The sequence below is a fragment of the Ramlibacter sp. genome, from assembly GCF_013697775.1.
Taxonomy (GTDB): domain Bacteria; phylum Pseudomonadota; class Gammaproteobacteria; order Burkholderiales; family Burkholderiaceae_C; genus Ramlibacter.
The window spans coordinates 1-15042 of sequence record NZ_JACCWG010000078.1 but is presented as its reverse complement, the minus strand read 5'-3'; the positions used below and the strand labels follow the sequence as shown (position 1 = coordinate 15042).

Annotated in this window: 19 protein-coding genes; 8 read left to right on the top strand and 11 right to left on the bottom strand. The window is 69.4% G+C overall.

Annotated elements, in window-relative coordinates:
- The 7 genes from H0U68_RS04130 to H0U68_RS04100 all read left to right on the top strand — a co-directional run.
- On the top strand, positions 1-608 hold a 608-nt coding region (locus tag H0U68_RS04130), incomplete at its 5' end, for an SDR family oxidoreductase (protein ID WP_296352953.1).
- 48 nt (positions 609-656) lie between these two features.
- Positions 657-1388, top strand: a complete 732-nt coding sequence (locus H0U68_RS04125) for a tyrosine-protein phosphatase (RefSeq protein ID WP_296352951.1) — start codon at positions 657-659, stop codon at positions 1386-1388.
- Positions 1389-1542: 154 nt separating this feature from the next.
- Entirely contained in the window at positions 1543-1893 is a 351-nt protein-coding gene (locus tag H0U68_RS04120) for a hypothetical protein (RefSeq protein WP_296352949.1), read from the top strand.
- 12 nt (positions 1894-1905) lie between these two features.
- A complete protein-coding gene (locus H0U68_RS04115; RefSeq protein WP_296352947.1) occupies positions 1906-2742 on the top strand; it encodes an alpha/beta fold hydrolase in 837 nt (278 codons plus the stop codon).
- A 31-nt stretch (positions 2743-2773) separates the two neighbouring features.
- A complete protein-coding gene (locus tag H0U68_RS04110; RefSeq protein ID WP_296352945.1) occupies positions 2774-4099 on the top strand; it encodes a cation:proton antiporter in 1326 nt (441 codons plus the stop codon).
- Positions 4100-4206: 107 nt separating this feature from the next.
- Entirely contained in the window at positions 4207-4416 is a 210-nt protein-coding gene (locus tag H0U68_RS04105) for a hypothetical protein (protein WP_296352943.1), read from the top strand.
- Positions 4413-4910 (top strand): hemerythrin domain-containing protein, encoded by a 498-nt coding sequence (locus tag H0U68_RS04100; RefSeq protein WP_296352942.1) that lies wholly within the window; start codon positions 4413-4415, stop codon positions 4908-4910. The genes H0U68_RS04105 and H0U68_RS04100 overlap by 4 nt, the downstream gene beginning before the upstream one ends.
- A 129-nt stretch (positions 4911-5039) precedes the next feature.
- Here H0U68_RS04100 and H0U68_RS04095 read toward each other — a convergent pair whose 3' ends face one another.
- Entirely contained in the window at positions 5040-5354 is a 315-nt protein-coding gene (locus tag H0U68_RS04095) for a hypothetical protein (protein WP_296352940.1), read from the bottom strand.
- Between the two features lie 12 nt (positions 5355-5366).
- On the opposite strand from H0U68_RS04095, the gene H0U68_RS04090 reads away from it, so the two are divergent.
- The gene (locus H0U68_RS04090; protein WP_296352939.1) at positions 5367-5864 is read left to right on the top strand and encodes a hypothetical protein; all 498 of its coding nucleotides are present in this window, start codon (positions 5367-5369) and stop codon (positions 5862-5864) included.
- A 49-nt stretch (positions 5865-5913) separates the two neighbouring features.
- Here the strand turns inward: H0U68_RS04090 and H0U68_RS04085 are convergent, their stop codons facing one another.
- Genes H0U68_RS04085 through H0U68_RS04040 form a run of 10 tightly spaced genes read right to left on the bottom strand, consistent with a single transcriptional unit; the run spans position 5914 to position 14912 of the window.
- Positions 5914-6804, bottom strand: a complete 891-nt coding sequence (locus H0U68_RS04085; RefSeq protein ID WP_296352938.1) for a sulfurtransferase — start codon at positions 6802-6804, stop codon at positions 5914-5916.
- Positions 6805-6807: 3 nt separating this feature from the next.
- Positions 6808-7710 (bottom strand): DMT family transporter, encoded by a 903-nt coding sequence (locus H0U68_RS04080; protein WP_296352937.1) that lies wholly within the window; start codon positions 7708-7710, stop codon positions 6808-6810.
- A gap of 46 nt (positions 7711-7756) precedes the next feature.
- Positions 7757-8446, bottom strand: coding sequence for an aspartyl/asparaginyl beta-hydroxylase domain-containing protein (locus H0U68_RS04075; RefSeq protein WP_296352935.1), 690 nt, complete (start codon positions 8444-8446; stop codon positions 7757-7759).
- A 31-nt stretch (positions 8447-8477) separates the two neighbouring features.
- Positions 8478-9320: a class I SAM-dependent methyltransferase gene (locus H0U68_RS04070; protein WP_296352933.1), complete on the bottom strand. Its 843-nt coding sequence runs from the start codon at positions 9318-9320 to the stop codon at positions 8478-8480.
- A gap of 13 nt (positions 9321-9333) precedes the next feature.
- Positions 9334-9513: a Trm112 family protein gene (locus tag H0U68_RS04065; protein WP_296352931.1), complete on the bottom strand. Its 180-nt coding sequence runs from the start codon at positions 9511-9513 to the stop codon at positions 9334-9336.
- Positions 9506-10564, bottom strand: coding sequence for a GNAT family N-acetyltransferase (locus tag H0U68_RS04060; RefSeq protein ID WP_296352930.1), 1059 nt, complete (start codon positions 10562-10564; stop codon positions 9506-9508). The genes H0U68_RS04065 and H0U68_RS04060 overlap by 8 nt, the downstream gene beginning before the upstream one ends.
- Positions 10561-11670 carry an alanine--glyoxylate aminotransferase family protein gene (locus tag H0U68_RS04055; RefSeq protein ID WP_296352928.1) on the bottom strand — a complete coding sequence of 370 codons (1110 nt, stop codon included), beginning with the start codon at positions 11668-11670 and terminating at the stop codon, positions 10561-10563. The genes H0U68_RS04060 and H0U68_RS04055 overlap by 4 nt, the downstream gene beginning before the upstream one ends.
- Positions 11651-12799, bottom strand: a complete 1149-nt coding sequence (locus H0U68_RS04050; RefSeq protein ID WP_296352925.1) for a 2-aminoethylphosphonate--pyruvate transaminase — start codon at positions 12797-12799, stop codon at positions 11651-11653. Before H0U68_RS04050 ends, H0U68_RS04055 begins: the two co-directional genes overlap by 20 nt.
- Entirely contained in the window at positions 12796-13674 is an 879-nt protein-coding gene (locus H0U68_RS04045; RefSeq protein WP_296352923.1) for a phytanoyl-CoA dioxygenase family protein, read from the bottom strand. The genes H0U68_RS04050 and H0U68_RS04045 overlap by 4 nt, the downstream gene beginning before the upstream one ends.
- Complete coding sequence (locus H0U68_RS04040) at positions 13671-14912, bottom strand: pyridoxal phosphate-dependent aminotransferase (protein ID WP_296352922.1); 1242 nt, start codon at positions 14910-14912, stop codon at positions 13671-13673. The genes H0U68_RS04045 and H0U68_RS04040 overlap by 4 nt, the downstream gene beginning before the upstream one ends.
- Positions 14913-15042: the final 130 nt, after the last annotated feature.

Below are 15042 nucleotides of genomic sequence, written 5' to 3'. Positions count from 1 at the left end.
ACCTGCGTGTGCGGGGCGCGCCGAACGCGCACAGCGGCGTGCTGGACATGAACGACCTCGACCGCCACGCCGAGGTGCTGGAAGCCGCCGCCGCCGCGCTGGGCGGCATCGACATCGTGCTGGTGGCGCACGGCACATTGCCGGACCAAGCCGCGTGCGAGCAGGACCCGGCGCTGGCGCTGCGCGACCTGCACACCAATGCCATCAGCACCATCGCGCTGCTGACCCTGCTGGCCAACCGGATGCAGGTACAGGGGCAGGGCACCATCGCCGTCATCACCTCGGTAGCGGGCGACCGCGGGCGCCAGTCCAACTACGTGTACGGCAGCGCCAAGGCAGCGGTCGCCACCTTCCTGCAGGGCCTGCGCAACCGCCTGCACCACCATGGGGTGCGTGTGCTGACGATCAAGCCGGGCTTTGTGGACACGCCCATGACGGCGGCATTCCCGAAAGGCCCGCTGTGGGCCTCGCCCGAGCAGGTGGCCCGCGCCATCGCGCGCGCCGTGGAGCGCGGGGTGGACGTGGCCTACGTGCCTGGGTTCTGGCTGTTCATCATGCTGGCCATCCGCCACATTCCCGAACGCGTGTTCAAGCGCATGCGCCTCTGACTTAAGATGCCCGCAGGCCCGGCGCCACCGCGCCGGCGCCACAGCACCATGCCACTTCCCTCCATCACCAATCCCTCCAACTTCCGCGACCTGGCGGCGCACGCCGGCAGCGCGCCGCGCTTGCGCCGGCGCGTGCTGTTCCGCTCCGACCACCTGGGTGCGCTGGACGAGAACGACGCGCGGCAGATCCAGGCGCTGGGCATCCGCCGCGTGCTGGACTTCCGCGGCGCCGACGAGCGCACCGCGGCGGCCTGCATGCTGCCCGACGTGACGGTGCGTTCGCTGGCCATCGAGCCGACCATCGTGCAGCAGATCAAGGGCTTCACCGAAGGCGGGCGGCCCATCACCTCGCAGGACGTGGTGGGCCTGATGCAGGACACCTACCGCGGTTTCGTGCGCGGCAGCACGCACCGCTTCGCCGAGTTCTTCGCCCACCTGCTGGAGTCCGACGATCCCACGGTGTTCCACTGCACCGCCGGCAAGGACCGCACCGGTTTCGCCGCGGCCCTGGTGCTGCGCGCGCTCGGCGTGTCGCAGGAGGACGTGATGCGCGACTACCTGCTCACCAACGAGCGGCTGAAGGCGCCTACCAGCAGCCTGTGGGGCCTGCCGCCGGAAGCCGTGGGCGTGCTGTACCGCGTGCAGCCCGATTTCCTGCAGGCCGCGCTCGATGCCGTGGATGCCGACTACGGCGGCCTGGAAAATTACTTGCGCGAAGGCCTGGACCTGGGCGCACCGGAACGCCAGCGGCTGCGCGCGCTGTACCTGGCCCACGAATAAAAGGCGGGCACGCCGGCGGCGTCCCCGAGTCCCGCGCCCCGCTGCGCTGCGTTCCTACGCGGCGCGGGGCGCGGAACCGACAGCCGTGGCATGGCTGGGCCTCCAGACTTGGTTCATCGGTGGCGCAATGCCGCCCGCAGCCCAAGGAGAAGCCATGCCGAATCAGGAAGAATCGCGCGACGGGATTCCGCGCAAGGACACGGACCGGCCGACGCCGGACGTCGACCGCTACAGCACCGACGGGCAGTCCAACGCACGCGGCAAGGGCGCCAGCGATGAGCAGGGCCGCCCAATCGGCCTGACCAGCGACGCGCAGCCCGACCTGGTGGCGCCTTCGGGCGTCAACGAGCGCGACCATGGCACCGCGAACGAAGCCAAGCCCAGCGATGCCGGCGACCTGGGCGCACCGGGCGCGGGCCTGTCGGACCGCAACAACCCGAGCGCCCCCGAAGGCAAGGACATCGGCTTCGATCCGGGCGACGCCAGCGCCAAGAAAGTCGGCTAGGAGAACACAGCCATGAAAGGAGCGGAAACCATGGTCTACGCCATCTTCTCCGCCTCTGTTCTGGCGGCAGCCGGCGCCGTGTACGCCGCGGCCATCGGCTGGCTGTATTTCCGGCAGGAACGGCTGCTGTTCGAGCCGGAAACACTGCCCATGGACGAGCCCGTGTCCAACGAGGACGGCGTGCGCGAGTTCTTCATCGACGTGCCCGGTGCGCGCCTGTCTGTGGCGCACCTGAAGCTGCCGGCGCCGCGCGGCGTGTTCTTCTTCATGCACGGCAATTCGGGCAACCTGAAGAAGTGGTTCGTGCAGCTCGAGGCGTTCCGCCAAGCCAACTTCGACGTGGTGATGTTCGACTACCGCGGCTTCGGCAAAAGCAGCAGCCGCATCGAAAGCGAAGAGCAGCTGCATGCCGACGTGGCGGCGGTGTGGGACCATTTCGCGCCGCTCTATGTAGGCAAGCGCGTGGTGATCTCCGGCCAGTCTCTGGGCACTGGCCTCGCGGCCGGATTGTCGGCGCGGCTGTCCGCCACCGGCCATACGCCCGACCTGACGCTGCTCGTGTCCGCCTACAGCAGCATGCGCGCACTGGCCGCCGAGCTGTATCCCTGGGTGCCGGGGCAGGTGCTGCGCTATCCGCTGCACACGCTGGAGCATGCGGCCAAGCTGCTGGGCCCGGTGATGCTGATCCACGGCGAGAAGGACGAGCTGATTCCGATCCACCACAGCGAGAAACTGCAGAGCGCATTCCGCTCGGCCGAGCTGCTGCGCGTGGACGGCGCGGGCCACAGCGACGTGCACCAGTACCCCAGCGTGCGCAAGGCGCTGCTGGCAGCGCTCGGCCGCCTCTGAGCCGGCCTTCCGGGCCGACTCGCGTTCGCGCATGGATTTCGCACTCTGGTCGGTCATTGTCGGAGTGCTGCTCATCCTGATGGCGCTGGGCGGCTCGGTGCTCGCGCGCCTGCCGCTGTCCACCGCCATGCTCTACCTGGGCACGGGGCTGCTGGTCAGTCCGATCGCGCTCGGCCTGTTGCATGCCGATCCGCTGAGGCATGCCCATGTGCTGGAGCGCATGACCGAGGTGGTGGTGCTGGTCTCGCTGTTCAGCGCCGGCCTGAAACTCAGCGCCGGCCTGAAGGAGCGCAGCTGGCTGCTGCCGCTGCGTTTGGCGCTCGGCTCGATGGTGGTCACGGTCGCCTGCGTCGCCTTGCTCGGCCATTACCTGGTGGGGCTTCCCTGGGGTGCGGCCGTGCTGCTGGGCGGCATTCTCGCGCCGACCGATCCGGTGCTGGCTTCCGACGTGCAAGTCCATAAACCGGGCGACCGCGACAAGCTGCGCTTCGCGCTCACGGGCGAGGGCGGGCTGAATGACGGTACCGCGTTTCCGTTCGTGATGCTGGGGCTCGGCCTGCTCGGCCTGCATGAGCTGGGTCCCGGCGGCTGGCGCTGGTTCGTGATCGACGTCGTCTGGTCGGTGGCTGCGGGCATCGCCGTGGGCGCACTGCTCGGCTGGGCGGTCGGCCGCCTGGTGCTCTACCTGCGGCGGGAGCACAAGGAAGGGGTCGGGCTGGACGACTTCCTGGCGCTGGGGCTGATCGGCCTGTCATACGGCGCCGCGTTGCTTCTGCACGCCTACGGCTTTCTAGCGGTGTTCGCGGCCGGCGTCGCGCTGCGGCGGCTGGAGCAGTCGCAGACCGCCGAGCCCCATGCAGCCGCGGCCGCGGTGCAGAAGGCCATGGTCGGCCCGGACACCGAGCTGGCCCACGAGATCGCGGTGGATCCCGAGCACGCGCCGGCCTTCATGGCGCAGGCCGTGCTGGGCTTCAACGAACAGCTGGAGCGCATCGGCGAAGTGGTGGCCGTCATCGCCATCGGCGCCCTGCTGTGGGCGGTGCGCTGGAACCAGGCGGTGTGGTGGCTGGTGCCGGTGCTGCTGCTGGTGGTGCGGCCGCTGTCGGTGGGCGTGGGCATGGTGGGTTCGGCCAGTTCGCATTCGCAGCGCTGGCTGATCGGCTGGTTCGGCATCCGCGGCGTCGGCTCGCTCTACTATCTGATGTACGCGCTCAACCATGGCCTGCCGCAGCCGCTGGCCGATCGCATGGTCGCGCTCACGCTGTCGGTGGTGGTGACCTCGATCCTGGTCCATGGCGTCTCCGTCACGCCGCTGATGGCGGCCTATGAACGCGCGCTGGAACGCAAGCTTCGCTGATGGGCTGGAGCTGCGCGGCAAGCGCCTACAGCGGACTGCCATGGGCACCGACAACGCTGCCGACATGTGCTCCGTAGAGTCAGGTCTTCACACGGAGAAACATCGAGATGCCATCCGAACACAAGACTCAGGGAAGCAAGACGCAGGCACCGCCGGACAGCACGCCCGGCGCTGACATGCAGCCCGAAGACACCGGCACGTCGGCCAGCGGCACCAGCGGCCGTGGCACCGCGGCCGAGGCAGCCATGAAGCAGACCAGCAAGACGCCGCAGGAAACCGGAAGCAGCGAAAGCCGCACCGGCGGCGCCAAGCCATGACCGCGGTGGCCGACGCCATCGCGTTGCTGGAGGCTGACCACAACGCCACGCAGACGCTGTTCGCGCGGTACCGCGAACTGGCACTCATTGGTGCGCCGGCGGCGCAGCGCAAGAACCTGGCCGAGGACATCTGCACGACGCTGGCCGTGCACACCCGGCTGGAGGAAGAGCTGTTCTACCCGGCCGTGCGCGAGGCGCTGGACGACGACGACATTGTCGACGAGGCCGAGGACGCGCACTCCGCCGCGCAGAATCTGGTGGCCCAGCTGCTGGCGCTGCGCGCCGAGGACCCGCTGTACGACGCCAAGGTGGCGGTGCTGTCCGAATACGTGGCGCGGCACGTGCGCCAGGAGCGCGAGCAGATCTTCCCACGGCTGCGGCTTTCGGGACTGGATCTGCGCGCGCTCGGCATGTCGCTGTCGGTGCGCAAGGACGAGCTGCAGGCCGTGTCGCAGGCATTGCGCGAACATGCGCTTGCAACTGCCGTGCTGTAGGCCGGCGCCTTCCGCCGCTGTGCTTGTCCTACAGGCTTCGACAGCAGGAACCGACACGGCAGGATGCCAAGCCGAATAGAGTTCGGGGCAGGGTAGACCACTACCCCTAACTATGTTTTTATAAACTGCTCAAGGAGTCCTGATGATTTCCACCCCCCTCGCTCGTAGTGCCGCCCTGGTCCTGATGGCCGCCCTGTCCCTGACCGCCTGCGGCAAGAAGGAATCCGCCTCGACCGAAAGCACGACGTCGTCGACCACCACCGTCGTTCCGGTACCGACCAGCCCGAGCACGGCCACCACCACGCCGACGCCGGGTGCCGACACCTCCTCCACCGCTTCTGGCTCCACGGGTTCGGGCACCGGCATGGCTTCGGGTTCCACCGGCAGCGGCACAACTCTGGGTGCCGGCAGCTCGACCAGCAGCACCACCACCAGCACCACCACGACCCGCTGAGCATGATGGGACGCGTGGCCTGGATCGGGGCGGCGACGCAAGCCGCCGGCGCATTGGCAATGGTTTTCGCACTGGCCGGCTGCGACCGTTCAGCGCAGAGCAATCCGAATGCGCCGGGCAGTCCCGGCACGGGCAACGCGGTCCAGTCCAGCGTTCCGCAGGCGCCCGATGGCCCGCCCGGCGGCCCCTCGGGCATCAAGGGTTCCGCGCCGCACACCGGCTCTTCCGGCGGTGACATGGTGCCCGGCGCCACCGGCTCCGGCTCGACCAACGTCAGTGGCCAGCAACCAGGACCAGGCACGGGCCTGACTGGCGGCCTCGGCGCCAGCGGCACCGGTCTGACAGGCAATTTCCCCTCGGCCGGCCCTGCCGGGTCAGGCGGCATGCGCGGCAACGGCAACACTGCCGGCGGCACTATGGGCGCCGGCCCCCCAACGATGCCTGGCGGCGGCGGCAGTTCCAACACCAACAAGTCTGGCAATCCAGTCGGCCAGCGCTGAGCGGCCTCGCTTCAGCGTCTGTTTGCCGTCCGCATCCCGTCCGGGATGTCTAGCCTTTTTCCACTGCCCGCTTCGGGTCGCTGCACCATTCGCTCCAGCTGCCCGCATAGAGCGCGGTTGCACCGAACCCCGCCAATTCCATCGCGATCACGTTCGGCACGGCGCTGACGCCGCTGCCGCAGTGGTGCACCACCGATTCCGCTGTCCTGCCGGCCAGCAGCTGCTCGAACTCAGCGCGTAGTTGCGCAGGCGGCTTGAAGCGACCGTCCGGGCCGATGTTCTGCGAGAACGGCCGGTTCAGTGCGCCCGGGATGTGGCCTGCCACCGGGTCCAGCGGCTCGACTTCGCCCCGGTAGCGCGGCGTGGCGCGTGCATCGACGACGGTCTGCGTGCCGGCGCCGAGTGCGGCTTCCACCTCGCCCGTGACGACCAGCCTGCGCAGCTCGGGCCCAAGCGCGAAGTTGCTCTGGAAATGCGAGGGCTCGGTGCCGCTCGCCACTTCGCCACCGGCGGCCTGCCAGCCCTGCAGCCCGCCGTCGAGCACGGCCACGGCATCGTGGCCGGCCCACTTCAGCATCCACCACAGGCGGCCGCAGTAGTTGGCGCCCTGGCGGTCGTACACCACGGCCTGCATGTCGTTGGCGAAGCCCACGCTGGACAGCCACATCGCGAACTTCTCGCGGTTGGGCAGCGGATGGCGTCCGCCCGAGGCCGCGTCGGCGCTCGGGTGGTGCTTGCCGTCGAGCTCGACCACGCCCTTGTCGCTGAGCGCATCGTTCAGGTGCGCGTACACCGCGCCGGGAATGTGGGACTGGCGGTACTGCTCCTCGCCGGCGGCCGGGTTGACCAGGTCGAAGCTGCAGTCGAAGACCATCAGGCGCGCGCCGCTCGCGCGCAGCGCCGCCAGGTTCTGCGGGGAGATCAAGGTGGTGTAGGTCATGGGTCAGTGCTCCTCGGCAGGTGCGTCCGGCGCGGCGCGTGCGCGCAGCACGGTGGCAGCGATGCCGCTGGCCACGATCAGGGCCATGCCGGCCCAGCCGGCGAGCGGCATCCGCTCGTCGAACAGCAGCAGGCTGTAGACGGCGCCGAACACGATGCCGGAGTATTGCAGGTTGGCAACCACCAGTGTGGCGCCATGGCTGTAGGCATGCGTCATGCACAGCTGGCCGATGGCGGCCAGCAGGCCCACCGGCAGCAGCCACAGCGCATGGCGCCAGTTCCAGTCGAGCGTGCCGGGAGCGCCGACGGCCAGCATGCCCAGGCCGCCGGCGATGGCCGAGGCCACGGCGAAATAGAACACGGTGCGCAGCTCGGGCTCGCCCATCTTGCCCAGCGCCATCACCTGCAGATAGGCCAGGGCGGCGGTCAGGCCGGACAGCAGGCCCATGATGGCGGCGAACACCTGGCTGGATTCGATGGTCGGGCGCAGCATCAGCACCACGCCGGCAAAGCCGGCCATCACGGTGAGCACCAGCGCGCCCTGGCGCGGGGCGGGGCCGGATTTGGCGTTCCAGGCAATCAGCATGCCGCCGACCAGGAAGGCCGCCACCCACACGCTGCTCATGTAGTTGAGCGTCATGGCGGTGGCCAGCGGCAGGCCGGCCAGCGCGTAGAACCAGGCGCCCAGCGAGAGCACGCCGATCAGGCTGCGCCAGGCGTGCATCCACGGATAGTGCGTGGCCATGCGCACGCCGCGCTGGCGCGCCAGCAGCCACATGAACAGCATGCCCAGCAGACCGCGGTAGAACACCAGTTCCGCGCTGTTGAACCAGGCGGCCGCGATCTTCACGCACACCGCCATGGTGGCGAACAGGAAGGCCGCCAGGATCATCCACAACGCTTGCATCGCGCCATCTTACCGAGGGCGCGATGCACTCCCGCAACCCGGTGCTTCAGGGCGCCATGGCCTGTTCGATCATGTGGCGGCCCCAGCGGCTCTTCATGGTCAGGCAGCGGCGGTTGAGCGCGCTGCACAGCGCGTTCATCGGCCGCATGAAATCCACCATCAGAATCACGCGGATTTCCTTGGCCTGGTTGTAGACCTCGTGCTCGAACACGTCGTCCAGCACGATGCTTTCGCTGGCCTTCCAGGTGTGGAACTGGTCGCCCACGCGCATGCGCGGCGGGTTCTCCCGGGGCACGCGGATGCCAAGGTGGTAGCGCAGCACGCCGGCATAGGGCCCTGCGTGCGCGGCCAGCGACACGCCGGGCTCCAGCACCGCCACCGTCACGTTGATCACGTGCGGGATGGCCTTGGCGATCGCCAGCGTCACCGGCATGTCGGCCTGCGCGCTCCTGTTTTCTTCCCACAGGAAGTAGGCGTAGTAGAGCCGCCAGTCGGCGGAGACCTCGGCCGCGCGCAGCGGGTCGATGTCCTGGTAGCGCTTGAGCGAGCGCTTTTGCAGCAGCTGCTCGATCTCCGCGCGGATCTCCTCGAAGCGGCGGTCGAATTCCAGCCCTTCGGGAAAGATATCGGCGGTGCGCATCAGCGGCTTGCGCCGGCTGCCGCCGGCCGCCGCGATGAACAACCTGTTGAGCAGGCCGCGCATGAACGCGCTGTTGTGGCTGACCGAGCCCTTCATGTCCGGTTTCGGCGCAACCGCGCCCGCCGCTTCAGGAGGCATCCTTCACCTTTCGAGCGACGAAGTAGGTGAACTGGCCGATGCGCTGGCGCAGCTTGTCGCGCTCGGCGATGTAGGCCTTGAACTCGCCCGCGCCGCGCATGCGGTCCACCTCTGCGAGCACGGCCGCCAGCTCGCTTTCGCTCAGCAGCGAGAAGTGCGAGTCGCCGTCGCGGAACTCCCTGCGGTGCAGCGCGCCTTCGTCGTAGTAGGCCAACGGGTCCTGGATGATGGTGGACAGCGGCACCACGCGGTCGGTGATGGCGAAACCGGCTTCGGACAGCATCTCGTGCAGCTGCGCGTCGGAGGTGAAGCGCTGGGTCATGCGCTCGACCGCCGGCGCGATCAGCTTGCCCCACCACACGCCGTCGTGCAGCTGCTCGTGCGTGATGGTGTTGATGATGACCATGCCGCCGTCCTTCAGCGAGCGGTTGGCATGGCGAAAGAAGCTGCGGTGGTTGCGGAATCCCGTGCCCGGCTCGTCGATGTGGTGCAGCGACTGGTTGCACACCACCGCGTCGAACACGCCGGCGCGAAACGGCAGCGCGCCCATGTCGCCCTGCACGTAGGCGCCGCGCTCGCGGCCCAGCTTCACGAATTTTTCCTGCGCCTTCTTCAGCATGCCCATGCTGAAGTCCATGCACACCAGGTTGGGGAACCAGCGCTGCATCGGCACGGCGTAGTTGCCGGTGCCGCAGCCCGCGTCCAGGATGCGCACCTTGCCGGCCGGCTGCGGCAGGGTGGCCAGGAAGCCCAGCACGATCTCGACGCCGACGGCGGTGCGCGTCTTGTCGTAGTTGGCGCTCACGCGGTCGTAGTTCTCGTATTTGCTCATCGTCGTGTCTCCTTCAGGCGTCCAGCGCCGACAGCGGCTGCGCCAGCTCGGGCAGCAGCACGGCCACGCCGTCCACCACGCGGTAGAACACGCCGGCCTGCGCCGAAATCAGGACGTTGCGGTCCTTGTCCCACACCAGCGGCGCGCGCGCCTTGGGGCACTCGAGGATTTCCAGCAATCCGGGATCAAACATGGGATGTCTCCTTCAGGGGTGCAGTCAATGGGGCGATCAGCGAATGGAGCTGCACGGGCCGAAAGCCCAGGCGCTCCTTGATGTAGCGGTTGGTGCGGCCCACCTCCACGGTGGCAAAGCCGTTGTCGATGGCATGCTCGTACAGGGTGGAGAACAGCATGCAATAGGGGCTGTAGTCGCTCAGCTCGTAGTCCACGCCCAGCGCCCAGAAGTGCAGCACGTCGCGGTCGGGAAACACAATGCCGGCGCCGCACAGCTGGCCCGCGCTGCGGATCTCGATCACCCGCGCGATGTCCGCGCACAGCGCCACCAGCTTCTTCATGGGCTCGACCGGGTAGTAGTCGGGCGTGCCGTTCTTCTTCGTCGTGCGAAAGCACAGCTCGGCGAAGCCGGCGACGTCGGCCTCGCGCACCGGCAGCACGGCCTTGGTGGAGTCGCTCTGGTCGAACTTGCGGCGCTGCCGCTTCATCTCCCAGCGGCCCTTGGTCGGCAGGTTCTCCACCAATTGCTCCATGGTGATGCCGGGTGCCAGCGGCGCGTTGAAGCGATCCCACATCGCGGCGCTGGCATAGCCCTGTTGTTTGCCGAGTTCCAGCAGTTCGGGCGACAGCACGTTCAGCAACGCGGCGTAGTGCGCGCCGGCCTGCGCCGCGGTGTCGCGCATGGCGCGCAGCAGCGCGGCGCCGGCCACCGGCAGGTCGTGCGGCGCGCACACCACCCGCGTTTCGGTGGCATGCATGATGTGCGTGAGCATGACGGGCGTGGCGGCCGTGAACGGGAAGCCGGTGGTCTGTTCGATGACGCCGAACGGGTCGACGTTCTCCTGCAGGTAGGCCGGCATCAGGGCCACGAGCGCGTCGCCGGACCACGCGGTGAGATAGCGCAGCGCGCGGTAGGGCAGCAGCGGCGAGAGTTCCGCCGCCACCAGGAATTGCCAGGAATAGAACACCGACGCGCCGCTTGCCACATGCAGGCGTTCGTAGGCGCCGCGCTCGATCTCCTGCAGCGAGTCCAGCGCGCGCACGCGCAGGTCCTGCGCCACGGCCGTCATGCGAAGCTCCCGGCGCGTGCGCCCAGGCGCTCCCAGTCCAGCGCGGCGATGCGGCGCGCGGCGTCGGCCACACCGTCCACCGCGAACCAGCCCATGTGGCCGACCCGCAGCACGTTGGATTTCCAGTCCGACAGGCCCACCGACACCGTCATGCCGTGCTGTTCCAGCAGGGCGGCCTGCACGTCTTCGGCGGCGACACCTTCGGGCATGCGCACCGAGGTGATGCCGGGCGATGCGCAGCCCGGCTGCGCGAACATGCGCAGGCCGGCGTCCTGCAGGATGCGCCGGCAGGCCTCGGCTGCCAGGCGGTGCCGCTCCAGCACGGCGGGAACGCCTTCGGCCAGCAGCATGTCCAGGGCCGTGTCCAGCGCGTAGACGAGGTTCACCGCCGGCGTGAATGGCGTCGCTCCGCGCCGTCCGTTCTCCAGCGCCGCAGCCAGGTCCAGGTAGTGGCTGCAGCTGCGCTGCGCGCCGAGCTTGGCGACGCCAGCGTCGCTGAGGTACACCACCGACAGGCCGGGCGGCGCCATCAGGCCCTTCTGCGTGCCGGTGACGAGCGCGTCGATGCCCCAGGCCGCATGCGCGACTTCCGCCGTGCCGACGCTGCTGACGCCGTCGACCAGCAGCAGGGCGCGCGAGTGCGCGTGCACGCACTCGGCGATCTGCCGCAGCGGATGCAGCACGCCGGTGGAGCTGTCCGAATGGGTGGCGACCACGGCGGCGTAGTTGGTGCGCTGCAAGGCCTGGCGCAGCGTGTCGATGTCCACGCAGTGGCCGGGCGCGAAGCGCAGCACGTCGACCGTGTCGCTGCTGTAGCGCGCGATCTTGCCGAACAGCTCGCCGTAGTAGCCGGCGCTCAGCAGCAGCACGCGGTCTTCGCGGCTCAGCAACCCAGCGCAGGCGGCCTCCATCGCGCCGGTACCCGAAGCGGTCAGCACCACTGTGGCGGCGGCGCCATCGACCACGCGCGCCAGCTTGGCCTGCACACCCAGCAGCAGCTGCGCGAATTCCTTGCTGCGGTGGCTGATGACCTGGCGTGACAGGGCCGCCAGCACCTGCGGCGCCAACTCGGTCGGGCCGGTGTTCCTACAGAACCGGACTTGCATCGGAGGACTCTCCTCTTGCGTGTGTCGTTGCGCGCCGCACTCCCAATTCAGCGAGCAGCACGCGCATTTCCGCTACCAGGCGCCGCGCATCGGACTCGGCGAGTTCGCCGATGAAGCCGACGCGAAAGCAGTTCCGGCTGCCGGCCAGGCCGCGGTACAGCACCAGGCCGCGTTCGGCCAGCCGCGCGCACAGTGTCTCGGCGGGCAGCACCTCGGCGCCGAAGGGCAGCACGAAGGTGGCGATGACAGGCGCGCGGTACGGCTCGGCGACCAGCGGCACGATGCCCAGTTCGGCGAAGCCCGGAATGATGATTCCGCCGATGGCGCGGTAGCGCGCAAGCCGTGCTTCGCGCCCGCCCTCGGCCCTGTACATGGCCAGTGCCTGCAGCAGCGCCAGGATCAGGTGCGTGGGCGGCGTGAAGCGCCATTGCGCGGACGCGGCGAAGGCGCGGTGCTGGGCTGCCAGGTCCAGGCTCAGCGTGCGCGCCGGCGCGGCGGCGTCTTCCAGCCGCGCGCGCCGCCCAACCACGAAGGCCAGTCCGGGCGCGCCGTGCAGGCACTTGTTGGCCGAAGCCGCCACGCCTTCGATGGCGCCGCCTGCGAATGGCAGCGGCAACGCGCCGAAGCCGCTCATCGCATCGACCAGCAGCCGCACGCCTCGGCGCGCCGCGACCTGTGCGATAGCGTCCACGTCGTTCAGCAGGCCCAGCCCGGTTTCCACGTGCACGACGGCCACGTGCGTGATCGCGGCGTCGGCCGCCAGCGCGGCGTCGATGTCCGCAGCCGCGACCGGCAGCGTTGCCTCCAGCGCCAGCACCGTGTGGCGCAGCCCATGGATGCGGCACATGTCCGCCATGCGTTCGCCATAGGCGCCGTTCGCGGCCACCAGCACCTTGTCGGTGTCGCGCACCAGCGAACTGAGCATGGCCTCCACCGCGAAGGTGCCGCTGCCCTGCAGGGGCACCACCGCGTAGGCGCCGCCGCAGTCGGCCACCTCGGCCAGCTCACGGCACAGGCGCGCGGTCAGCATTTCCATTTCCGGCGTGCGCGAGCCGACGTCGCGCTGCATCGCCTGGCGCACCTCGGGCGCGATGGACAGCGGGCCGGGCGTGAAGAGTTTTTCGGTCATGAGGGTTCGCCCGCCGCCTGGTGCAGGGCCTCGTGCCGCGTCGGCGTGGAAACGTGGAACATCGGGTTGCCGAAATCCTCGCTTTTCCTGCGGTAGTAAGCGGCGTAATGGTCGCCGTAGCGCGCCGGGTTGAAGGTGAGGAAGAACACCCGGCGCGGCTGGCCGGAGCGGTTCGGCGCCGAGCGGTGCGGCAGGTACGAGTCGAACAGCAGCACGTCGCCGGCCGCCATTTCGATAGGCCGCCAGTCCAGCCGGTCTTGCACGGCGTCCAGGATGTCGCCGTTGCGCGGGCCGCCGTTCTCGTGGTGGAAGAGCGGCAGCGCGCCGTAGTCGGTGGCGTTCAGTTCGCGCTGGTCGGACTGCAGCGCCAGATAGTTCTCGGCCACTTCCATGCAGCCGTTCTCCAGGGTAGAGGCGTCCAGCGCCACCGCCGCCGTCACGTGGTAGGGCGGCCCGAAACTGTCGTAGGCGGCAATGTCCTGGTGCGCCGGAAAGGCGCCGCCGCCGGGGCTCTTCAAGTTGCACTTGTCCTTGAACAGGAAGAACTCCTCGCCGAAGAGGTCTTGCAGGCGCCGGCGGATCTTTTCCACCTGCGTCTCGCGGAAGGCGGGCAGGCACTGCGCGATGCGCTCGAAGCGGCAGACCTCCAGCGGCTGGTCGCGCTCGGGCACCACGATCAGCTCGCCCGGGTGCGCGCGGTAGAAGTCGGCCGCCTCGGTGGACGCGGTGCGCATGCGCAGCAGGATGCCCGCGGCGTGCGCATGCAGATGGCCGTACTGCGCGGCCAGCAGCTGCGTTTCGCCCGCATCCAGGAAGCCCGGCAGCGCGCGATAGCCGCGCCGCGCGAAGGCCTGTGCCGCTGCCGTGGAGTTCACGCGCGCGCCTCGGCCAGGCGCTGGATCGCCAGCTGGTACGGCTCGGCCGGCGGGCACAGCACCATGCGCACGTGGTTGGCCGACTGCTTGCCGTACACCACGCCCGGCACCACCGCCACCTTCACTTCCTCCAGCAGCCAGTTGGCCACCGCCTCGCCGGCGGTCGCGTATTTCGTGCGCCAGATGTCCGGCAGTTTCGTGGCCAGCGCGCTCACGTCGGGGAACAGGAACATCGCGCCGAGCGGGCGCCGCGGCCAGGCGTAGCCGGCGCGCGCGTCCAGCCGCTCCAGCGCCTCGTGGGCGCGCTGCTGCAGCATGCCGCGCTGCGTGTCCAGCCAGGCCGGCGACTGCGTCGCGTCGGACAGCAGGCGCAGCGCGATCCGCTCGTACTGGATGTTCACGCCCAGGTACATGTAGTCGTGCAGCTTGGCGGCCAGCGAGATCAGTTCGGGCTTGGCCACCATCCAGCCGATGCGCATGCCCGGCATGCCGAACTTCTTGGAGAAGCTGTTGATCATGATGCTGCGGTCGGCCAGTGCCGGCACCGCGCGCGCGGGCACGTGCCTGCGCCCGAAGTCCATGCTGTCGTAGACCTCGTCGTGGATCAGCCACAGGCCGTGCCGCTCGCACAGGCCGGCCAGCGCGCTCCAGTCCTGCGGGCTGGCCACGTAGCCGCTGGGGTTCTCGGGCGAGTTGACGATCAGGGTGCGGCAGCGGTCCAGCGCCGCGTGTTCTGCCGGCCCCAGGCGGGCCAGCGCCTCCGCGTACTCGGAGTCGCCGGGCGGGCGCGCCAGCGGCACGGCCTCTCGCGCCACCGCGCGCACCGTGCGCTCGTACAGCATGTAGGTCGGGTCGCTCACGGCCACCGCCTCGCCGGGCTCGGTGGTGCACAGGATGGCCAGCGTGATGGCCTCCACGCCGCCGTGCGTGACCATGATCTCGGTGTCGGGGTCGACCACCAGGCCGTGGCGCTCGCGGTACCAGGCGGCGATGGCGCGGCGCAATGCCAAGGAGCCGCGCGCGTCCTCGTAGCGCTTGCAGGAGTCCAGGAAGGCGTCCAGGCTCAGGTCTTCGGACGCGATGGCCTGCTTCAGGTGTTCGGGCGGTCCGAACTCGGGCTCGCCGAAGCTCAGGCCCACGATGGACGGGTCGCGCTTGGCGCGCGCCGAGATCGCCTTGGAGGCGTAGATATCCATGGCCTGCAGGGTGGTGTTGAGGTGCAGTTCTTTGTGCGTCATGACGCCTCCGGTGAAAGTGAAATCGCGCTGCGCAGCCGCCGCGCCACGTCGGCGGGCGCCACGGTCGGGCGGCCCAGCCGGTCCATGGAGCCCGGCCGGATGGGAACGTGGATCAGCAGCGGCCCCGGCG

Excerpts from the sequence above, each read along its gene's own strand:
- H0U68_RS04125 (WP_296352951.1), top strand. The coding sequence starts at position 657 with ATGCCACTTCCCTCCATCACCAATCCCTCCAACTTCCGCGACCTGGCG.
- H0U68_RS04120 (WP_296352949.1), top strand. The coding sequence starts at position 1,543 with ATGCCGAATCAGGAAGAATCGCGCGACGGGATTCCGCGCAAGGACACG.
- H0U68_RS04115 (WP_296352947.1), top strand. The coding sequence starts at position 1,906 with ATGAAAGGAGCGGAAACCATGGTCTACGCCATCTTCTCCGCCTCTGTT.
- H0U68_RS04110 (WP_296352945.1), top strand. The coding sequence starts at position 2,774 with ATGGATTTCGCACTCTGGTCGGTCATTGTCGGAGTGCTGCTCATCCTG.
- H0U68_RS04105 (WP_296352943.1), top strand. The coding sequence starts at position 4,207 with ATGCCATCCGAACACAAGACTCAGGGAAGCAAGACGCAGGCACCGCCG.
- H0U68_RS04100 (WP_296352942.1), top strand. The coding sequence starts at position 4,413 with ATGACCGCGGTGGCCGACGCCATCGCGTTGCTGGAGGCTGACCACAAC.
- H0U68_RS04090 (WP_296352939.1), top strand. The coding sequence starts at position 5,367 with ATGATGGGACGCGTGGCCTGGATCGGGGCGGCGACGCAAGCCGCCGGC.
- H0U68_RS04085 (WP_296352938.1), bottom strand. The coding sequence starts at position 6,804 with ATGACCTACACCACCTTGATCTCCCCGCAGAACCTGGCGGCGCTGCGC.
- H0U68_RS04080 (WP_296352937.1), bottom strand. The coding sequence starts at position 7,710 with ATGCAAGCGTTGTGGATGATCCTGGCGGCCTTCCTGTTCGCCACCATG.
- H0U68_RS04075 (WP_296352935.1), bottom strand. The coding sequence starts at position 8,446 with ATGAAGGGCTCGGTCAGCCACAACAGCGCGTTCATGCGCGGCCTGCTC.
- H0U68_RS04070 (WP_296352933.1), bottom strand. The coding sequence starts at position 9,320 with ATGAGCAAATACGAGAACTACGACCGCGTGAGCGCCAACTACGACAAG.
- H0U68_RS04065 (WP_296352931.1), bottom strand. The coding sequence starts at position 9,513 with ATGTTTGATCCCGGATTGCTGGAAATCCTCGAGTGCCCCAAGGCGCGC.
- H0U68_RS04060 (WP_296352930.1), bottom strand. The coding sequence starts at position 10,564 with ATGACGGCCGTGGCGCAGGACCTGCGCGTGCGCGCGCTGGACTCGCTG.
- H0U68_RS04055 (WP_296352928.1), bottom strand. The coding sequence starts at position 11,670 with ATGCAAGTCCGGTTCTGTAGGAACACCGGCCCGACCGAGTTGGCGCCG.
- H0U68_RS04050 (WP_296352925.1), bottom strand. The coding sequence starts at position 12,799 with ATGACCGAAAAACTCTTCACGCCCGGCCCGCTGTCCATCGCGCCCGAG.
- H0U68_RS04040 (WP_296352922.1), bottom strand. The coding sequence starts at position 14,912 with ATGACGCACAAAGAACTGCACCTCAACACCACCCTGCAGGCCATGGAT.